Source organism: Pseudomonas sp. PDM30, assembly GCF_019218985.1.
Lineage (GTDB): Bacteria > Pseudomonadota > Gammaproteobacteria > Pseudomonadales > Pseudomonadaceae > Aquipseudomonas > Aquipseudomonas jessenii.
Window position 1 is genome coordinate 318,093 of sequence record NZ_JAHUWM010000006.1, and the last position, 17,724, is coordinate 335,816.

18 protein-coding genes are annotated in these 17,724 nt (G+C 62.0%); 1 reads left to right on the forward strand and 17 read right to left on the reverse strand.

Features of this window, described 5'->3' with window-relative positions; genetic code table 11:
- Positions 1-2: 2 nt before the first annotated feature.
- A complete protein-coding gene (locus KW840_RS16800; RefSeq protein ID WP_150815249.1) occupies positions 3-380 on the reverse strand; it encodes a hypothetical protein in 378 nt (125 codons plus the stop codon).
- 171 nt (positions 381-551) lie between these two features.
- On the opposite strand from KW840_RS16800, the gene KW840_RS16805 reads away from it, so the two are divergent.
- Positions 552-1,364 carry a bifunctional 2-polyprenyl-6-hydroxyphenol methylase/3-demethylubiquinol 3-O-methyltransferase UbiG gene (locus KW840_RS16805; RefSeq protein ID WP_218496382.1) on the forward strand — a complete coding sequence of 271 codons (813 nt, stop codon included), beginning with the start codon at positions 552-554 and terminating at the stop codon, positions 1,362-1,364.
- A gap of 13 nt (positions 1,365-1,377) precedes the next feature.
- On the opposite strand, the gene KW840_RS16810 is transcribed toward KW840_RS16805, so the two are convergent.
- From KW840_RS16810 to KW840_RS16885, 16 genes are all read right to left on the reverse strand, one after another.
- Positions 1,378-1,686 (reverse strand): addiction module antidote protein, encoded by a 309-nt coding sequence (locus KW840_RS16810; protein ID WP_057397260.1) that lies wholly within the window; start codon positions 1,684-1,686, stop codon positions 1,378-1,380.
- 2 nt (positions 1,687-1,688) lie between these two features.
- Positions 1,689-1,982 carry a type II toxin-antitoxin system RelE/ParE family toxin gene (locus KW840_RS16815; RefSeq protein ID WP_057397259.1) on the reverse strand — a complete coding sequence of 98 codons (294 nt, stop codon included), beginning with the start codon at positions 1,980-1,982 and terminating at the stop codon, positions 1,689-1,691.
- Positions 1,983-2,107: 125 nt separating this feature from the next.
- Positions 2,108-2,902, reverse strand: coding sequence for a ChbG/HpnK family deacetylase (locus KW840_RS16820; RefSeq protein WP_218496388.1), 795 nt, complete (start codon positions 2,900-2,902; stop codon positions 2,108-2,110).
- Positions 2,874-4,073, reverse strand: coding sequence for a GNAT family N-acetyltransferase (locus KW840_RS16825; RefSeq protein ID WP_218496390.1), 1,200 nt, complete (start codon positions 4,071-4,073; stop codon positions 2,874-2,876). Before KW840_RS16825 ends, KW840_RS16820 begins: the two co-directional genes overlap by 29 nt.
- A 4-nt stretch (positions 4,074-4,077) precedes the next feature.
- Positions 4,078-4,764: an N-acetyltransferase gene (locus tag KW840_RS16830; protein WP_218496393.1), complete on the reverse strand. Its 687-nt coding sequence runs from the start codon at positions 4,762-4,764 to the stop codon at positions 4,078-4,080.
- Positions 4,765-4,848: 84 nt separating this feature from the next.
- A complete protein-coding gene (locus KW840_RS16835; protein WP_218496396.1) occupies positions 4,849-6,768 on the reverse strand; it encodes a hypothetical protein in 1,920 nt (639 codons plus the stop codon).
- Positions 6,765-8,069 carry a lipopolysaccharide biosynthesis protein gene (locus KW840_RS16840; RefSeq protein ID WP_090456403.1) on the reverse strand — a complete coding sequence of 435 codons (1,305 nt, stop codon included), beginning with the start codon at positions 8,067-8,069 and terminating at the stop codon, positions 6,765-6,767. The genes KW840_RS16835 and KW840_RS16840 overlap by 4 nt, the downstream gene beginning before the upstream one ends.
- On the reverse strand, positions 8,066-9,064 hold the full coding sequence (locus KW840_RS16845; protein WP_090457946.1) for a polysaccharide deacetylase family protein: 999 nt from the start codon (positions 9,062-9,064) through the stop codon (positions 8,066-8,068). The genes KW840_RS16840 and KW840_RS16845 overlap by 4 nt, the downstream gene beginning before the upstream one ends.
- A 12-nt stretch (positions 9,065-9,076) precedes the next feature.
- Positions 9,077-10,213 (reverse strand): glycosyltransferase, encoded by a 1,137-nt coding sequence (locus tag KW840_RS16850; protein WP_090456401.1) that lies wholly within the window; start codon positions 10,211-10,213, stop codon positions 9,077-9,079.
- The gene (locus KW840_RS16855; RefSeq protein ID WP_218496397.1) at positions 10,206-11,174 is read right to left on the reverse strand and encodes a glycosyltransferase; all 969 of its coding nucleotides are present in this window, start codon (positions 11,172-11,174) and stop codon (positions 10,206-10,208) included. The genes KW840_RS16850 and KW840_RS16855 overlap by 8 nt, the downstream gene beginning before the upstream one ends.
- Complete coding sequence (locus KW840_RS16860; RefSeq protein ID WP_218496399.1) at positions 11,171-12,538, reverse strand: O-antigen ligase family protein; 1,368 nt, start codon at positions 12,536-12,538, stop codon at positions 11,171-11,173. The genes KW840_RS16855 and KW840_RS16860 overlap by 4 nt, the downstream gene beginning before the upstream one ends.
- Positions 12,535-13,629, reverse strand: a complete 1,095-nt coding sequence (locus KW840_RS16865; protein ID WP_218496401.1) for a glycosyltransferase family 4 protein — start codon at positions 13,627-13,629, stop codon at positions 12,535-12,537. The genes KW840_RS16860 and KW840_RS16865 overlap by 4 nt, the downstream gene beginning before the upstream one ends.
- On the reverse strand, positions 13,626-15,218 hold the full coding sequence (locus tag KW840_RS16870; RefSeq protein ID WP_218496403.1) for a Wzz/FepE/Etk N-terminal domain-containing protein: 1,593 nt from the start codon (positions 15,216-15,218) through the stop codon (positions 13,626-13,628). The genes KW840_RS16865 and KW840_RS16870 overlap by 4 nt, the downstream gene beginning before the upstream one ends.
- Before the next feature lie 14 nt (positions 15,219-15,232).
- On the reverse strand, positions 15,233-16,264 hold the full coding sequence (locus KW840_RS16875; protein ID WP_218496405.1) for a polysaccharide biosynthesis/export family protein: 1,032 nt from the start codon (positions 16,262-16,264) through the stop codon (positions 15,233-15,235).
- Between the two features lie 22 nt (positions 16,265-16,286).
- Positions 16,287-16,934, reverse strand: coding sequence for a CpsD/CapB family tyrosine-protein kinase (locus KW840_RS16880; protein WP_090456392.1), 648 nt, complete (start codon positions 16,932-16,934; stop codon positions 16,287-16,289).
- On the reverse strand, positions 16,935-17,681 hold the full coding sequence (locus KW840_RS16885) for a sugar transferase (protein ID WP_218496407.1): 747 nt from the start codon (positions 17,679-17,681) through the stop codon (positions 16,935-16,937).
- Between the last annotated feature and the right edge of the window lie 43 nt (positions 17,682-17,724).

Genomic DNA, 17,724 nt, shown 5'->3' on the forward strand with positions numbered 1-17,724 from the left:
GCTCACTGCAACACCGGGCCCTGCCTCAGACAGGACAGCATGCAGCTGGGGTTCTCGACTTCCTGGTTCACGTACACACCACGCTCCGGATCGTAGGAGCGGATAAACACCCGAACCGTGGCGTCGGCCACTGTCGGCAGGCGCGAATCGGAAAACACGTGCTCACTTGAAACCGGAATGAATTCCCTGGGCGCGGTCGGGATGTACGAACCCGGCGGCACAATGTTCATCGACGGTGGTACGGGGTGCGCGAAGGGTTGGTCGGCGCCGTAATAGTTGAATTCGCTGCTGTAGTTGGTGGTGGGCATGTCGTCCGCGTGGACGACAGCGGTTGCGCCCAGGCAGACGGCGAGCAAAAGCGTCAGGTCGGTCTTTTTCATGGCAACACCTGCTAAATCGGTTTAACCACACTTCCCCCAAGGTCTTTAACTATAGCTGGCGCCGTGGACAGCCGTCGGTGCCGCGCGGATTACAAGTTCGCAACACCTGCCAGGATGGGGTTGATCTAGACTTCGCCGGTCAAATCGACGACCCGGACCCTGGAGCGTGCAATGGAACTGCCGACAAAAGAACAAGCCATCGCCAGTAACCGCGAGGCCTGGAATGACTCCGCCCGTCACCACAAGGACTCCAGCGAATGGCAGGCCTTGTTGAAGGGCGTGGAACACGCGGATTTTTCCTGTCTGGACGACACCCTGACCGCTTTGCTGACCCAGACAGGTATCGACGGCAAGGACGTGGTGCAACTAGGCTGCAACAACGGTCGTGAAAGCCTGTCGCTGTTCGCCATGGGCGCGCGCAGCGTGGTGGGCGTCGACCAGTCTGAAGCCTTTCTCGGGCAGGCACGGGAACTGGCGTCCCGATCGCCCCACGCGCCGCAATTCATCGAAGCGGACATTCACCACTTGCCGGCCGGACTGCAGGAGCGCTTTGACCTGGCGCTGATCACCATCGGGGTCTTGAACTGGATGCCGGACATCGGCGAATTCTTCCGCCATGTGGCGCGCACGCTGAAGCCGGGTGGGGCGCTGGTGGTGTACGAAACCCATCCGTTCCTGGAAATGTTCGACCCCGAGGCAGCCGATCCTTTTCGCCCGGCCAGCTCATACTTCCGCCGCGAACCGTTCGTGCAGCACGAACCGATCGTCTACGAAGGCAGGATCGAACAGCCGGCCGCGCCGTCCTACTGGTTCGTCCACACCCTGGGCGACCTCTTCAGCGCCGCCATTGCGGCAGGGCTGCAGATCCGTCACTTCAGGGAATACCCACACTCCAACCGCGAAGAGCTCTATGACCGCTATCAGCAGCAGGCAGCGCAGTTGCCGTTGTGTTTTACGTGGGTGGTGGTGAAACCAGCCACATGACGCGGAAAATCAGTTATAGATTTGAGTGATTGACGGTGTGTCCTGGTTGCGCGCAGAGATCTATGCCCAGGGCATGAATGACCTTCAGGACCGTATCGAAACGAGGTTTTGCTCCCGGCGCGAAGGCCTTGTAGAGGCTTTCGCGACCCATTCCAGAGTCTTTGGCTATCTGTGTCATGCCACGGGCTTTCACCACATAGCCGATAGCGCGCAGAAACTCCTCATTGTCACCGTCTGCCAGTACCTGAGAGAGATACTCGCTAATGGCTTCATCACTGTCGAGCAGCGCCGCCATGTCGAAAGTCGTCAAAGTCTGGCTCATGGTTAAACCTCCTTTGCCATTTTTTTTGCGCGTTTGATATCGGCGGTTTGAGATGACTTGTCACCTCCGGCCAGCAGGACAATGACGGCACCGCCTCGCATCGTAAAGTAAACCCGGTATCCGGCACCTACGTCCACGCGCATTTCAGAAACGCCATCACCGACAGGCTTGTTGTCGCCAAGATTACCCGCAGATGCGCGGTCAATGCGACGAGCGATAGCTAGCCTGGCTCGCAAGTCGCGAACCGAGGCGTGCCATGCTGCGAAAGTAGCGGTTTGCTGGACAAGATAATTCATTGCTCGAATGTATCCAAATGGATACGGATGAGCAGTCAGACATTTCCGCGATCAGAGGGTTTTTTCCGAGGAAGATGTAGGCAACCCCATCGCGAGCAGGCTCTCTCCAACAAGTGCGGGGTGAGCTATTCCAGAACGGCCTGCGCACGGCGAGGTGCGGCGTCTCCCGCAGCGGTATAGGCCACCCGCGGCACACCCGGCAAACGCTGTTCCAGCAACGCGCTCAATGACTCTCCCGGTTCCAGGTAGGCATCGCCGAAGTCGGCGCCGAGCTGGTTCGGGTGGGCGACGATTTCCAGCAATCCATCGGGTGGCGGCTCGGCGTTGCGCAGATCCACCGGGGTGCACACGTAGTCGGCGGTGGCACCGGCCAGATTGCTCAGGCGACGGTTGAGCAGGTCCTTGAACACGCGCTTGGGCAGGCTGAGGTTTTGCCCCAGATTGCGCGCCAGACGCACCGGCACCCCCTGGCGGGCGGCGAAGCGCGCGACGATCTCGCCGATCGGCCAGATATTGTGCACGTGTTGATGGGAGTCCAGGTGGGTGGGGCGCAGGCCGTTGTCCAGGCAGCGCTGCCACTGGGCTTCGAGTTCTTCGAGCACGGCGTTGCGATCCCGGCGCCCGAGCCAGAGGTGGGTGCGGGGCAGGTTGAGGTCGAACACGCCGGCCCCGTCGCAAAACGTCGGGCGCTGCGCAATGCTCTGGCTCAACGGACGGCCGTAGGTCAGGTTGAAGTGCAGGCCGATTCGGCCTTCGAGCAATGGATGCCGGGCCAGGACGCAGGCCGCTTCGAACGCCGGCATGTTGGCCATGGCGGTGGCGGAGCTGATGAGCCCGGCCTGGAACGCGCCAAGGATCACCGCGTTTTCGCAGGCACTGAGGCCGAAATCGTCAGCGTTGACTATCACTTGCCGAGGCATGTGCACCCTCCTTGAGTTTTTCCGTAGGCGCAGGCGTGTGGACCGCGGGTGTTGCGACTGCGGCCGCCGCGCGTCGGGTGCGCCATTGCTGCAATCGGGGTTTGAAGCGTTGCCAGACCCGCAAGGCCAGACCCAGCACCAGACCGCCTGGACGCCAGGAGTAAAAACTCCAGCGCCAGTGTTCCAGTTGCCCGGTCATGCGTTCGTGCAGTTGATGGCTGGAGTTTTCCAGGCTGACCCGCGACGCATCGATCCAGCACCAGTTGTCTTCCAGGCCCCAGCGAATCCACTCTTCGAGCAGCACCCGGCCGCTGCCCAGGTCGGCATATTGCGGCAGGAACGCCAGATTGTAGTCGTACAGTCGACCCTGTTCCAGCAAGCCAAGGCGATAGCTGATGCAGCGCCCCTCCAGCTCCAGCACCACCATGCGCACCAGGCCGCGGGCCGCCAGGGCGGTGAAGGCGCGGTCCATCCACTGGCGATGGCGCGCATCGGAAAAGATCCCGACGCCTTCATCGCCTTTCCAGCTCACCGCTTCGACCTCACTGATTTCCTGCAACAGCGGCCCCATGGTCAGGGCGTCGGGAGTAATCCGCCGCACCTGGGCACCGCACGCGGCGATGCGTTTGCGTGCGCGGCGCAGTTTGTAGCGCGGGTCACCTGAGACCTCCTGATGGTCGGCCTCGCTGATCAGGTGCACCGGTACTCGACAGCTCAGGCGATGTTCGGCGGTCGAACTCAGCGCCTGCCACGGTGCCAGGGCCTGTACCTGGGCCGTGGAACCGGCCAGTTCGTTGAGTTGCAGCACGGCATGGGGCAGGCGTTGACGGATCAGCGTCAGCGCCTTGTGTAAATTGTCGTCGTCCAGCCTCGTCAGCAGTGCGAGGCGGTCGGCGAGGGGATAGCCCAAATGATGCAGGACCCGAAACGGCAAACGCGCAAAGCGCTCCATGGACGCCACCAGCGGCAGGCACAGCGCCAGTTCGTCACCCTGCCAGCCGAGCAGCACGTGCAACTGCTCGCCGGGCTTGAGTGCCAGTTCCGAGGCGTATAGCCAGGCCAGGGTGTTGAACGGCGTGTGGTCCGTTACGCGCTGGCGCAACGCTTCGTAAGCCTCTACCGGAAAGTCGTGTGTGCACAGCGAAGTGCGCCATTCGAATCGTGCAGACATAAGATCAGCTCGCCTCGGCTGGAACAGGAGAGGGTGCCGGTTTGCGCAAGGCATTCAGGCGTGAACCGCTGTAGCGGGTTTCGCGGAAGAAGCGCCAGCCGAACAGGTGGTAGATGTTCATGATCCGTCCCTGCTCGCGATACCCCATGCGGATGTGCAGCTTGAGCGCGGGAATGTTGTGGGACTCGCAGATATCCACCACTTTGTTGCAGCCTTGATCAGCCATGGCTTTCCACAGGTTCAGCTGGAAATCGACCGACAGCGTGGTGCCCCGGTAGGCAGGAATCTGCTCGAGAGCGAACTCGAAGAACTCGCCTGGCTTCACCGGAAACATGCAGCCGTAGTAATGACGGTCGAGATAATCGCGTGTGCTGCCCCAGATAAAGGCCACGGTATCGCCGTTTTCATCCAGGTACATGTGCCCGGTGTACCCTTCGGACGCCAACTCGGCCATGGTGCCCACGCGATCACCGAAGTGCCTGGCGAACGCTACGGCGTTTTGTGGGGTGATGGTTTCCAGTCGCAGCGGTGAATAGGGCCGAAGCTTGTGTGGCGGTACCGGGCTCACCAGGTCGCGTTCCATCCACAACAGTTCTTCGTGGAAAAACACGTAGTGTTTCCACAACTTGCCGACGGTGGCGCGCAGGCCTTTTTGCTTGATGTGATCGCTGAGCTTTTTCAGAGCATTCATGTTTTTGACTCCCGACGGTGTTGGCCGTGAGTGGCGTGACTCAATGCGCGACGAATCGTCCACGCGGTAAAAAAACAATGGCGTTCATGTGGTGCTCCAGCTGAGGGAAAACAGGGTTTCTCCTGGTAAATCGAAGCTGATGCGACCGTCCAGACATTTGAAGGATGCGTCGCGACTGCGGTTGTCGGCGCCGAAATAGCGCAATGATCCATGGGGCAATGGACATTGCGCGCCAGCCAGGCTCACGCGCTGCAAGCGTGAGCCTTTATTGACGCCCAGCAGGTTGCGTTGGTGCCCGGCAGACATGGCCAGCACGTCAACCTCGAAGGCGTCGTTCTCCAGGCGCATGACATCGCGTAGCCAATGCTGGCGGATAAATTGCTGCGCCAGGCCCACGGGCTTGAGCTCGAACTCATCCTTGCCGAGCACGCGCAACATACCTTTGGGATACTCAGGTTCGTCGGCAGCCTGGAACCAGCCGAGCATATCGAGCAAGCCGTCCTGGGAAGCATTGATGATGACCGAGGTCCACCATAACGAGGCGTAGTGGGTTTCCTGATCGTAAGGGCTGAGGCTGGCCCCGCTGGACATGTTGGTCTGGTCCAGCAACAAGGCTTTGCGCGGTCGTCCCTGGGCGTCGAACCCCACCAGCTCTGCCGCTTTGCGTACGCTATCGCGGTAGACACGGGTCGCCAGCAGGTCGCGGACCATCCATTCGTGCCAGGCCAGCGCATCGATCTTGTCGCCGGACTCGGCCAGCAGGCGTCGGGCCCAGTCGATGCCGCGCTTGTCGGCGGCATTGTCGACGAACGGGCCATTGACGAACCGGGAGCTGGCCGGCATGGCGATGCGTACGCCGGCTTTGGCGTTGTCCGGGTTGCTGCGCACTTGCCAGGCCATGCTGTTGAAGATGCGCTTGTAGCTGGCGTAGTCCGGGTAGTTGAGGTTCGGTTCGTCGGCAAAACCGATGTAGTGTGTGCCCTTGCCGCCGAGTGCGCGTGTGGCGGCGAGCCAGGCGTCGAGGCCGGCGTTGCTGGTGGTGTCGGCGCGCAGGTAGGCAAGGCGCTGTCTGCCGGCCAGCAGGGTGATGTCCTGAGTGATGCCCAAGCGATCCTGATACAGCCGGCGGAACACGTCTTCGTAATGCGGCCGCGTCGCCATGATGTCGACCAGGCTGTAATAGGTTCCGGCCTGTGGTTGCAGGGCATCGAGCACGGCGAAACCGGAATCCGGCAGTTGCGCATAGGGCAGGGCGATACCCAGGTTCGGGGTCTTGCCGAGCACGTCGTTGTGCAGCGTCAGCCGGGTCTGGCCTTCGTCTTCGCGCAAGGGCTTGAGCTGTTGCGGGTTCTGGGCGAACAGGTTGGCCGTGCCATCGAGCCAGAATGCGACCTTGCCACTACCGCGCAGGTGCAGGCGCCAGACTTGATCGGTAGTTGCAACGGGCAACTCGACTTTGTCGAACTGCCAATAGACGGGGTACGGCTTTAGAGAAAGTGAAAGTTGTTGGCCGTCACTCACGCGTTGCGCTTGCAACGCGCCGACGCCGCCGTGGAATTTACCGGCCAGCACCGCGTGCTCACCGGCCGCGACCTTGAAATACAACTCGTCACCGTCCCGGGGCTCGGCGCTGAAATGCACCTTGGCCGGGGCGAACAGTGCGACGGTGTGGTCGTCGTGCTCAACCGTATAACGGCGGAAGCTGTAGCCAGGAATTTCCAGTCGATAACTGGCGGCGTCCGGCGCCAGGTTCCAGCGTTGACTACCGCGGGGCTCATTGGCGGCAATCAGTCGTTCGCTCTGGAGTTTGCCCTGGCCGTCGAGCAAGTAGAGGTGTTCTTCGTTGGCTTCAGCCTGCCACACCGGGGTCCAGAGCACGGTCAGGGTGTCGGGGCGGTCCGTTTGCAGGTACAGGCTGCCGTCGCGGATATCGGCCCAACGCATGGGCGCAGCTTCGGCGCTCAGCCCGAGTCCAAGACTCACCAGCAATAACAGATGTTTCATGCCGATTTCCGTTGCAGCATCAGCAGCATCGGCGCGATGTCGCCGGGCAGGACGATGAGCGTTTGCCAGACCGGCACGTGGCTCAACCGGCAATACACCACCAACAGCGCCAGGGTCACGGCCAGGTACGCGATAGAGGACGCCGCTGCTGCGCCGACGATGCCGTAGGTCGGGATCAGCAGCACATTGAGCGCCAGGTTGAGCAGGGCGCTGAGGCCCATCAACAACGAAATCGTGCCGGGCCGGTTTTTGCCCAGCAGGTCCAGGCGCAGAATGCTCGCATAGCACAGGCCCAACAGGCCTGGCAGCAGCGCCAGCAACGCCGGGTATGCAGGCTGGTAGGCCTCGCCAAACAGCGTCACGATCAACCATTCACCCACCACAGCCATGCTCAGGCAAGCGCCGATCATCACCGTAGCGGTCAAGCGCAAGGCCAGTGGCGTGACTTTTTCGATGCCTTCTTCCTGTTGCAGCAGGCGCTTCATCAGCGGCGTGGTCACTGCTTCCGGAACGATCAGCAGCAACTCGGCGGCGGCGCTGGCCATGGCGTAGTGACCCAGTGCCGTGGTGCCGAGCAGGGCGCCGATGATCAGGAAGTCGGAGCGCAGGATCATTTGCTGGAACAGCAGGTCCGGATGGCTGCGGGCGCTGTAGCGCAGCAATTCGTTTTGACTGGCGCGGTCCCATTGCAGGCTCAACGGATGCTCACGCTTGAGCCAGACCCAACCGGCCAGCACCACCAGGCTGATCCCCGTCAGCCAACTGATCAACGCCGCTTCCAGGGCCGCGCTTTTCCACATCCAGAACAGGGCAAGGAACATCAGCAGCGGCGCCAGCGACTCGATCAGGCGCAAGGCATTGAAGGCGACCACGCCGCCCGAGGCGTTGTGCAGGGTCAGCAAACCGCTTTTGAGCACGGTCAGCGGCACCGCCAGCAGCAACAGCCAGGCGAGCAGGCCCAATTGCGTGGTGATCTCCAGTTCACTGCCGAACTCGCGGGTCAGCGCCACCACCGCCAAGGTCAGCAACGCCGCCAGCAGACAACCGAACAGCAGCACCTGGCTGAGCAGCAAGCCCATCGGTCGTTGCTTGGCCGCCTGATAGCCTACCGCTGAATTCAAGCCGCCGCTGGTGGCCGCGCTGATCAGGTCGGGCAGGGCGCTGAGCAAGGCAAACAACCCCCGTTCGCTGGGGCCGAGAATTCGCGCCAGCAACACGTTGCGCAGCAAGCGCAGGGCGATCATCGCCAGTTTGGTGCCCATGCTCAGGGCCAGGTGCTTGAGGTAGTTGTTGCCGCTCATGGGCGTGCACCACGGTAGATGCGCCAGGACAGCAACCCGGGATTGCGTGCGGTACGCTGGCTGACGCCGAAGCGTGGCAGGGCCAGTGGATCTTCGGCCCCTCGATAAATGCCGGTGCCGGTACCCAGGGCAAACGGGAAGTCATGCCTGGCCACCTGTTGGCGCACCCGCGCATCGTTGTCGCCATTGGGGTAGCAGTAAACCGGCAATGGCTGGTTGCAGCCGTGGAGCAGCGCCTGGCGACTGCGGCTCAGCTCTTCATCCAGGCGTTGATCGTCGAGACCGGTGAGGATGGCATGGCTGGCACCGTGGGGGCCGAAGCGTACCAGGCCGGATGCTTCCAGGTGGCGCACTTGCTGCCAGTCCAGCGCCTGGGGCAACGACTCGTGCGGGCAGTCGTCGGTCAGGCGATTGAGGTCCAGCGGCGACAGGGTTTTCAGGCTCTGCAAAAAGTTCAGCAACGCCAGGCTGCGGCGTTGCCGATCCGGGTCATCGCACCGTGTCGGCAACGGGCGCCCCAGGTGCTGCAAGCGTTCGATCAGTTTCTGCCGTGCCTGTTCGCCATGACTGTTCCACAGGGTTTCGCCGATGCTTTCCCACCAGAACCGCTGGCGGCTACCGATGAAGTCGGTGGACAGAAAGATGCTCGCCGGCACCTGGTGTTTTTGCAGCAGCGGGAAGGCATTCAGCGCGTTGTCGCGCCAGCCGTCGTCGAAGGTCAGCGCCACTTTCGGTCGCTCCGAGCGCGCACCCGGTTGCAGAATGTCCATCAGCGGCACGCAGTCGAAGTGTTTTTTCAACCACACCAGCAAATGTTCAAACGCTTTTGGCCCGACGCACAGTTCATTGCGGTGGGGCAGTTCGGCGGCCTGGTCGCTGGCCAGCACCCGGTGCAACATCAGGATCACACCGGCGCCGTGCAGTTGCTTGCGCCCCACCGGGGAGTTGAGGTACAGCCAGCCACTGGTGCGTTTCAACAGTTGTTTGATCGCCACGGCACGCGCCTCTCATCGATTTTGCTCGGGGTTCCATTGGGCGTAACGCTGACCGCGCAGGAACTGCCACAGGCCGATGCTCATCCCGGCAAGGGTCACCAGGAGGAACGCGGCCAGGCGAAAGGGTTTGGGCAAGCGGTGTTGCGAATCCAGCAGGCCGGCAATGGCCATCGTGTAACCGAGCAGTTGTGCGATCAGGCTCAGGCGATAAAAGCCGTGATCCTCCCACAGCCAGAAATTGCTCAGCAGCAACGGCAGCAACAGGATCGGCGCCAGCCGCCGGATCAGCTTGTGGCTGATCAAGGCAATCGCATACAGGCCGTGGGTCAGCGGATTCAGCAACTCCCGGCGTTGGGCCAGGCTTTGCAGGCCACCCACCGTGACCCGCTGACGGCGACGGAATTGCTTGTCGGCTTCGTCCACACCCTGGTCGATTACCCGGGCCTGGGGCACGTAGACAATCCGCTTGAACGCGACCGGCGCGCAGGTGCTGATAAAAAAATCGTCGTTGACCTCCGCCGGCACGTTCTGGAACAACTCGCGGCGCAAGGCGAGCAATGCGCCGTCGGCGGAGACCATGCAGCCGGTGCGATTTTCCACGTAGCGCAGCCAGCCTTCATAGTGCCGATACAGGCTGTCGCCAACGCTCAACCCCTTTCCTGTCACCGGGATCACCATGTGCCCGGCGCAGCCACCGACCTGCGGGTCGTTGAGCGGCGCGAGCAAATGGCCGAGGGTGTCGGTGGACCACTGGTTGTCGGCGTCGGTGAACACCAGGATCGCGCCGCTGCTGATCGCGACCCCGGCATTGAGCGTCGCCGCCTTGCCCTGGCGGGGCAGATCGAGCACGGTGATGCGCGGGTCCTCGACCCGGTGAGCGCAGGCCACGGTGTCATCGGTCGAGCCGTCACTGGCGAGGATGATTTGCAGTGAGCGGGCCTGATAATCCTGGGCCAGCACGGTGCGCAGTTTTTCTTCGATATGCCGCGCTTCGTTGTGCGCGGCAATCACGATGCTCACGTCCATCGGTTGTGCCGGTCCTTGGCGCGGTGCCGGGTAAAACGGTGCCAGCAACGTCAATAACAGGGGATAACCGAGGTAGGCGTAAACCGGTAGCAACAGGCACAACCAGAAAATGAATTCAGCCACGGGCGGGCCTCCTGGCATTCCAATGACAAAGGCTGAGGATGAGCCCGGCGCCCGCCAGGTGCAGGCGTACCCAGTGCAGGCCCCAGAGTTGCAGGGTCAGGAGCGTGTCGCGGTGCCTGGCGCTCTGACGCAGGCTCAGTGCCAGGGCGGGCAGGACGGTCAGCAGCAGCATCAGCAGCGAATGATGGGGGAACCCGTCGAACAGGGCGGAAATGGCCATGAAATCGATCAACCAGGCGGCAATCGACAGCAACGGAAAGCGCAGCAAGCGCAGGCTCGGGCCATGGGTGCGCAGAAGTTGCAGATGACTGCCCTGACGCCACAATTCCTTGCCCATCCATTCCCGCCAACTGCTTTCGTAACCCCAATGCAGCGCCACGCTTTGGTTGACCGCGACTAGTTTCGCGCCCGCGTCGACCAGGCGCATGGTCAGTTCCTTGTCCTCGCCGGTGCGCAGTTGTTCATTGAAACCACCGACCTTGTCGAACCAGCGACGGCGCATCAGCAGGTTGCAAGTGGGCAGCCATTGCGCGACATGCAGTGGCTGCGTATCGGGACGCAAGGTGCGGCGCTGCCAGGCGTCGGCGTACCACGGCGCTTCGGCCGGGGTGTGCAGGTCAAGGCCGATGACATCGGCCTGGCCGCCGGACTCGAGGTCGAACAACAGCTTGAGCCAGTTCTCGGGCATCTCGACGTCGGCATCGATAAAGGCCAGCCATTCGCCGCTGGTGATCGCCGCTCCGCGATTGCGCAATGCACCGATGAGCAGGCCGGGCAGGACCAGCACCTGGGCACCGAACTGCCGGGCAATGTCCGGGCCCTGGTCATCGGAGCCGTTGTCCACCACGATCAACTCGCATTCGACGTTGGCCGCCTCGGCGGCATGTCGTGCCGCTTGCAGGGTCCGGGCGATGTGCCGGGCCTCGTTGTACATCGGGATGATGATGCTGATGCGGTTCATGCCCTGACCTCCGTCGGCGGGGCTTCTTCGGCTTTAGTGCGCAGCACGCTGGTCAACGCGAGCATGATCCACAGGTACTTGTGATTCGGTGCGCTGAGGAACATCAGGAACAACGTCAACGACAGAAGGCTCATACTCAGGTGGGTCATCAGATCAGCCTGATGCCCAGTTCCTCGCAATAGCCAGGCGCGGCGGGCGCGGATCAGGTTGTACAAACCCAGGGCGAGCATGCCGACGAACATCAGGCCGGCGGGAATCCCCAGTTCACTGAAGATCTCCAGGTAGGTGTTGTGGGCGCGACGGTACAGGTCATCGGTCTTGCCGGTCATGGCAAAGGTCTTGGCATAACCGGTGGTAGCGTAGTGCAGCGGGAACGTGCCGGGGCCGGTGCCAAGCAAGGGGTTCTCGGCGATCATGGCGCTGCCGACCACAATGTAGGAGGCACGACGGCCCAGTGACGGGTCCTGACTCTTGGCCCCGGAGCTGAGGATGCTCAGCGACTGGATGCGTTCCACGTAACTGGCCGGCATCGCATAGAGCCCCAGCGAAATCACAATCGCCAGGCCGAGCATGGCAAAGCCCAGGTGGCGTGGACGAATATGTGGCAGCTGCGCGCGGTAGTGCCACGCGCCGATCAACAGGCTGAGGAGCAACACCACCAGCCCCGAACGGGATTCGGTCTTGGTCATGCCGCCCAGCAGCAAGAGGGTACAGCCCCCCCAGAACAACCGGTGCAACCGGTTCGGGCTGCGGACCACCAGCAACAGCGCCATGGGTACGGCGAAGGCGATCATCAGGGCAAAGTCGTTCGGGTCATTGAGCATCCCGGACGCACGGCCGTCGTCCTGGTATTTGGCAGAGAACATCGCCATGGCGCAGGTCGCCGAGACACTGATGGCAACCAGTTTGGCGAACATGTCGAGGTTCAACTCACGCCCGACCAGCAGGGTGATGACAAACAGAATCAGGCCGACGCTCAATTCGCGCAGGTGGCCCAGGGAGAAGCCCATGTCGTCGGTGTTCAACAGGCTCAGCAGGTACAGCACCATGAACCCGACCAGGAAACGCCAGATATTGCTGCGCAGGCGCTCGCTCGGCAGTTGGTGAGTCGCCAGTTGCAGCATCAGGATCAGCGCCAGCGAAGCCCCGAGGAATTTGGAGCCCGACAGTGAGCTGTCCTTGAACAGACCTTCGAAAGGCAGGATGGCGACAATGCCCAACAGGCCCCAGGCCGGCTTGCGGTACAGCACCGCGACACCCACCAGGCCCAGTACCGCTCCCGGCGCCAGATACGGATAAGGGCTGGCCAGCAAACCGAGGCAGACCAGGCCGAGCAAACTGACGATCGAGAGCGGAACAATCACGGGTGTGCCTCTCGTGCAGTCCGGATGTAAAGCTGCGACCAGCGTTCGGCCAGGACCTTGAGGTCGTAGCGATCCCGTTGCGTACGTTTTGCGTTGTCGATCAACTCCCCAGCCAGGGCCGGGTCACCCAGCAGCGTGCCGATCTGGCGGGCGAGGGCGGTACTGTCGGTGGGCGTGGCCAGCAGGCCGTTGTGGCGGTCCTGCAAGACATCGGGAATCCCGCCGACGCCGAAGGCCACCACCGGCACTCCGGCCTGCATCGCTTCGAGCAGAATCATGGGCGTGCCTTCGGTGCGCGAGCTGATCACCAACGCATCGAGTTGCCGCCACCAGGCGCCCATGTCGGTCTGGTAGCCCGCCAGTGTGATGCGCGCCTGCAAGCCTGCCTCGTCGATCCGCGTCTGCAGGCTTTCGCGCTCCGGCCCGTCACCGAGCATCACAGCGTCCAGTTGCGGGTACTGCTGACACAACGGGATCAGCGCATCGAGAAACAGGTCAGGGCCTTTTTCGCTACTCAGGCGCCCGACGTAACCAGCCAGCCAGCGTTGACGTTCGCCACTGTGCGGCAGCAAGTCGTGGGCCGCCGGCAGGCCATTGGGGATCACCTGCAGTTTGTCCGTGCGCACATTGGCCTGACGGTGCAGCGCGGCAATGCTTTCGGCGACACACACCACCCGGTTCACCGAGGCCGTGCGGCACAGTTGCAGGCTCAGCCAGGTGTAGAACTTCTGCTTGCGACTGCGCGGGGTGAAGCCGTGCTGGGTGATCACCAGTGGCAGGCGCAACAGCGTCGCGCCGACCCAGCCGAACAACAGGCCCTTGAAGTTGTGCGTATTGATCAGTGGCCGCTGGTTCCGTCGCTGGCGCAAATGCCCCAGCAACGCGACCAGGCCTGCACAGCCGAGGCAATCGACACCGGCCTCGCGAAATCGCGCGATCAGTTCTGGCGGCGCATCGAGAAACAGCACCTGGTGCTGCCCCGGCGTCGCCAGGCAATGATCCAGCAGCATCCGCTCGGCCCCATAGAAGCCGCCGCTGCTGAGCAAATGAATGATCGGCAGGTCGTGGGTGGTGCCGAGCGGCGCGTTCAATTGCGCACCCAATGTACGAGGGCCGGTACGCTCCAGCTCTTGTGCGGATTGTTTGGCAGGGTGCTTTGATCATTGATCACCAGCAGCACCGGCAAGCCCAGTTCATGGGTGATTTGCGCAGGGTGCTTGAAGCGGTGGTCGAAGAACTCACGCACATAGACCAGGGCAATCGCCAGCAGCAAACCGGTGAACACTCCGAACGGAATGATCAGCATCGGCTTTGGGAACGCCGCTTCGGTCGGTTCGAACGGCGGGCTGAGTACCCGTGCGTTGGACAGGTCGTTGTCCAGTGCGCGCGCGGTGCTGCTTTCGGCGAAGCGCTGGGCATAGGTGGCGAACGCCTTGTGCAGCGCGTTGATTTCGGTGTCCATCTGCCGCAGCTTGCTCCGGGTTTCCTGCAACTGGTGGATACGATTCTTGAACTCGGCAATGCGCGCGGTTTTCTGCTCGATGACCGAGCTGATCGTCGCCAGGTCGCTGGTGCGCTCCTGAATCCGGTTGCTGACAATCTTCAGGAATTGCCCACGGGCCCGGATGATTTGCTCGCGGGTCATTTGCATCGGCTCACTGCCGGGCTGAAAGACCGCCAGGTCGTCCATATAGCGGCTGACCAGGGTCGTCAGTTGCTCACCCAGTTGCTTGATCTCGCGGTCTTCGAAAGCGACGCTGTCGACCGTGGTGGTGAAGGTGTAGGGGAAGGTGTAGTCGGTGAATCTGGCGTTGTTGGCGGTCGCCAGGCTGGTTTTCAGGTAATCGAGCCAGCGCTGGCTTTGCAGCAGTCGGTCCTGATACAGGTTGAGCGCCTGCTCCTCGGTGTTGATCGCGTTGAGGCGGAACGTGATTTCTTCCTTGGGGTCGGACGAACCGATGCTTTCGAGCAAGGCCAGGCGATTGGCTTCCAGGCCATCGAGACGCACCTGGTACTGCAACTTCTTGGTTTCGTAGAAGCTCTGCGGCAGGTCGATCGATTGCATTTCCTGGCGGCTGACCAGGTAGTTCTGCAGCAGGGCGGTGACGAACCGGGTGCCCTGGGCCGGGTCAGGGAAGCGGTAGACGATCGAGATCACGTTGGAGCCCGGCAAGGTTTCCACCTTCAGGGCAGAGGACGCTTGCTGCGTGAGGGCATCGAGCACGGTGTCGCGTACCGGATCGGTCTGCAGTCCGAGCAGGTTGCGAACCGGGTTGGTCACGTGTTCGCGAACGGGATTGGTGACAAACCGTTTGAACGGCTGCACCAGCAGTTTGTTGAAGGCGCTCACGGGTAGCGTGTACTCACCCTTATCGCGCAACTCGCTGATGGTCTGGCGGATCAAGGCCGGCGAACGCAGGATGTTGCTCTCGGTCTCCATGTCCGCCAGCGACGGTGGAATGAAGGAAGCGTTTTCCTGATTGAGGGTGCTGGTGGCATCCCCCTGGGAGATTTTCTTGGACTGCACGATCACCTGGGCGGTGATATCGAAACTCTGCTTGAGCAACAGCGGCAAGACCACGGCGATCACGGCAAAGACCAGGAAAACTCGCTTCACCAGCTGCTTGTTGGCGAAGAAGATCCTGAAGAACTCATGCAGGTAGTTTTCCTTTGGATTCATTGGCCACCTGAGAGTTAGTTGCTGTTGTCGTCTTTGTTGTCGACGCGGTAGCTGAAGCTGAGGCCCATGCCCTGGAACAACACGACGTCCGCCAGTTGCCGCGCGAGTTCACCGGCGCTGGCCAGTTTGGTCTTGGGCACGTACAGCATGTCGTCCGCTTGCAGGTAGGCGATCTGGGTGGCGTCGCCGGACAAGGCTTTTTCCACGTCGTAACGATGCGCGACCACCTGGTTGCCGTTGCGCCGCATGATCATCACCGAGTCCAGGCGTGCCTTGACGTTGGAACCGCGGGCCAAGGTCAGGGCTTCGAGCACCGACACCGGGCGGCGGATCGGGTAGGAGCCCGGCTGGCCGACTTCACCCAGTACATAGATTTCGTTGCCGGCGGTGGCCTTGAGCAGCACGTCCACGGTCATGCGCCCCGGCAGGGTGGCGTAGCGTTTATTGAGGTAGGCCTCCAGCTGGTTGATGGTCATGCCTTGCAGCGGTACGGCACCGATTTCCGGGAAGCTGGCGTAGCCGTCGGTGCCCACGGTGATTTCCCGACTCATGCCGGTGCCGGGGTGGTTGAGCACGGACTTGAGGTTCCACTCATTGGCCAGCGGGCTCACTACCATCACTGACAGCTGATTGCGGTTGGGCTGGAACAGCTGTTTGCGATCGTAGGCGCGCTGAATCGCGTCCCGTGCTTCATCGCGGGTCAGGCCCTCGATTTTCACCGTGGTGTGGGCCCCCGGCAGTTCGATGGTGCCATCGGGCAGCACCAACTGGTTGCCGTTGAACTGGCTGGCGGCGGTGAAGTTCAGCGCGATCGTGTCCCCGGACTGCACGCGATAGGCAGCCGAGCCACTGGTGCTGATGTGGAAGATCACGTCCAGCACATCCTGTGGGCGCAGGGTCTGCTCGACCTTGGGCACGTCAGTGGCCTGGGCGTTCGCCGGTGGGGCCGTGAGGATTTGCACCGGCATGCTTTGGGATTCGTCGGAGGAAGTGCTGGAGCAACCTGCAAGGGGTAGCAAAAGCAGGACAAGCATCTTGGCGTTCATGGCGTCATCCTTGTCTGACTGCTCACAGGTTTCTGTACAGCCATTCGGGCATGTAGTACTTGCGTCGGTTGAACACGCTGCCGACCAGCTTCGCTCCCGCCTGGCTCAAGCGCTGGGCCGCGGCCTGGGCCACCTCCCAGCGGGTGTCTTCCGAGCGCACGACCAGGACCACGCCGTCCACCTGGGTGCTGATGACCAGGGTGTCGGAGGCCGAATACACCGCGTCGCCGTCGATCACCACGAAGCGGTACCGGATGCCGAGTTGATCGAGCAGCGGGCTCAGGCGCTCGGGTGTCAGGTGTTCGTTGCCACGGGAGTAGCGGCCGAATGGCAGAACGTGAAAGGGCAGGCTGGAGACGTCCACCACGCAGTCCTGCAACAAGGGCGGGCTCTGGGTGTTGAACAACAAGTCGCGAAACCCCCGTTCCTTGCTCAGCCCCAACTGTTGCGTGAGGTTGGTCGCCGACTGGCTGGCATCCACCAGCAGCACCAGGCCGCTGCTCATCTTCGCCAGTTGACTGGCCAGCGCCAGGGCACTGGTGGTGGTGCCGGCGCCGGGGTTGGCGGCGGTCAGGAAAAGGATCCGCAGGTTCTGGTCGAGCACGGTCGATGTCAGATTGGACTCGCTCGGGCTGGCAATGCTGAGGCTTTTAGCCGTTGAGCCGTCCATTTAACTCGCTCCGTGTCCGCTGAAAACTTTTAAAGGGGTTTTCAACAGAATCCTCAAATCAAGCAGCGGGCTCTGCTGGGAGATGTAGGTGAGATCCAACTCAACGCGCTGGTCGAAATCGATATTGCTGCGCCCGGAGATTTGCCACAGGCCGGTCATGCCGGGGTAGATGCTCAGGCGCACAAGGTGTTTGTTCTTGTAGCGGTAGGCATTGAACGAAGTCGGCCTGGGGCCTACCAGGCGCATGTCGCCGGTCACCACGTTGAACAGGTTCGGCAGCTCATCGAGACTGGTGCGCCGCAGGAAGCCGCCGATACCGGTGATGCGCGGGTCCTTGTCGATCTTGAAATCGATGGCGTCGGTACCGTGCTTGTTCAGGTGCCGCAGGGACTCCTTGAGTTCCTCGGCGTTGGTGACCATGGTGCGGAATTTGTACATGCCGAACATGCGGCCGCGGTAACCGGTGCGCTTTTGCACGAACATCACCGGCCCCGGGCTGGTGAGTTTGATGGCCAGCGCCAGCCCCAGCAGCACCGGGGAAATCAGCACCAGGATCAGCAGCGCGCCGAAGCAGGCCAGGACGCGGTTGGTGCGCGACAGGGTCCATGGCCGGCCACCTTCGCGACCGGTTATCCAGCCACAACCCTGCATGTGGATCGCGGCATCCATGCGCATGCGCTGTTCGGGGTCCAGGCGCTTTTCTCTGCGCAAATTGCCAAGTGGCACACTTTTTTCGTGTTCAGACATAAATTCTCCGCAGAGTTCAGCCGTGTGCGGTATGGGGGACGCA

What these genes read in the sequence shown, in the direction of transcription:
- KW840_RS16855 (WP_218496397.1), bottom strand. Translation starts at nt 11,174, where the DNA reads ATGAACCGCATCAGCATCATCATCCCGATGTACAACGAGGCCCGGCAC.
- KW840_RS16830 (WP_218496393.1), bottom strand. Translation starts at nt 4,764, where the DNA reads ATGAATGCTCTGAAAAAGCTCAGCGATCACATCAAGCAAAAAGGCCTG.
- KW840_RS16880 (WP_090456392.1), bottom strand. Translation starts at nt 16,934, where the DNA reads ATGGACGGCTCAACGGCTAAAAGCCTCAGCATTGCCAGCCCGAGCGAG.
- KW840_RS16875 (WP_218496405.1), bottom strand. Translation starts at nt 16,264, where the DNA reads ATGAACGCCAAGATGCTTGTCCTGCTTTTGCTACCCCTTGCAGGTTGC.
- KW840_RS16835 (WP_218496396.1), bottom strand. Translation starts at nt 6,768, where the DNA reads ATGAAACATCTGTTATTGCTGGTGAGTCTTGGACTCGGGCTGAGCGCC.
- KW840_RS16800 (WP_150815249.1), bottom strand. Translation starts at nt 380, where the DNA reads ATGAAAAAGACCGACCTGACGCTTTTGCTCGCCGTCTGCCTGGGCGCA.
- KW840_RS16815 (WP_057397259.1), bottom strand. Translation starts at nt 1,982, where the DNA reads ATGAATTATCTTGTCCAGCAAACCGCTACTTTCGCAGCATGGCACGCC.
- KW840_RS16810 (WP_057397260.1), bottom strand. Translation starts at nt 1,686, where the DNA reads ATGAGCCAGACTTTGACGACTTTCGACATGGCGGCGCTGCTCGACAGT.
- KW840_RS16870 (WP_218496403.1), bottom strand. Translation starts at nt 15,218, where the DNA reads ATGAATCCAAAGGAAAACTACCTGCATGAGTTCTTCAGGATCTTCTTC.
- KW840_RS16885 (WP_218496407.1), bottom strand. Translation starts at nt 17,681, where the DNA reads ATGTCTGAACACGAAAAAAGTGTGCCACTTGGCAATTTGCGCAGAGAA.
- KW840_RS16825 (WP_218496390.1), bottom strand. Translation starts at nt 4,073, where the DNA reads ATGTCTGCACGATTCGAATGGCGCACTTCGCTGTGCACACACGACTTT.
- KW840_RS16820 (WP_218496388.1), bottom strand. Translation starts at nt 2,902, where the DNA reads ATGCCTCGGCAAGTGATAGTCAACGCTGACGATTTCGGCCTCAGTGCC.
- KW840_RS16805 (WP_218496382.1), top strand. Translation starts at nt 552, where the DNA reads ATGGAACTGCCGACAAAAGAACAAGCCATCGCCAGTAACCGCGAGGCC.
- KW840_RS16840 (WP_090456403.1), bottom strand. Translation starts at nt 8,069, where the DNA reads ATGAGCGGCAACAACTACCTCAAGCACCTGGCCCTGAGCATGGGCACC.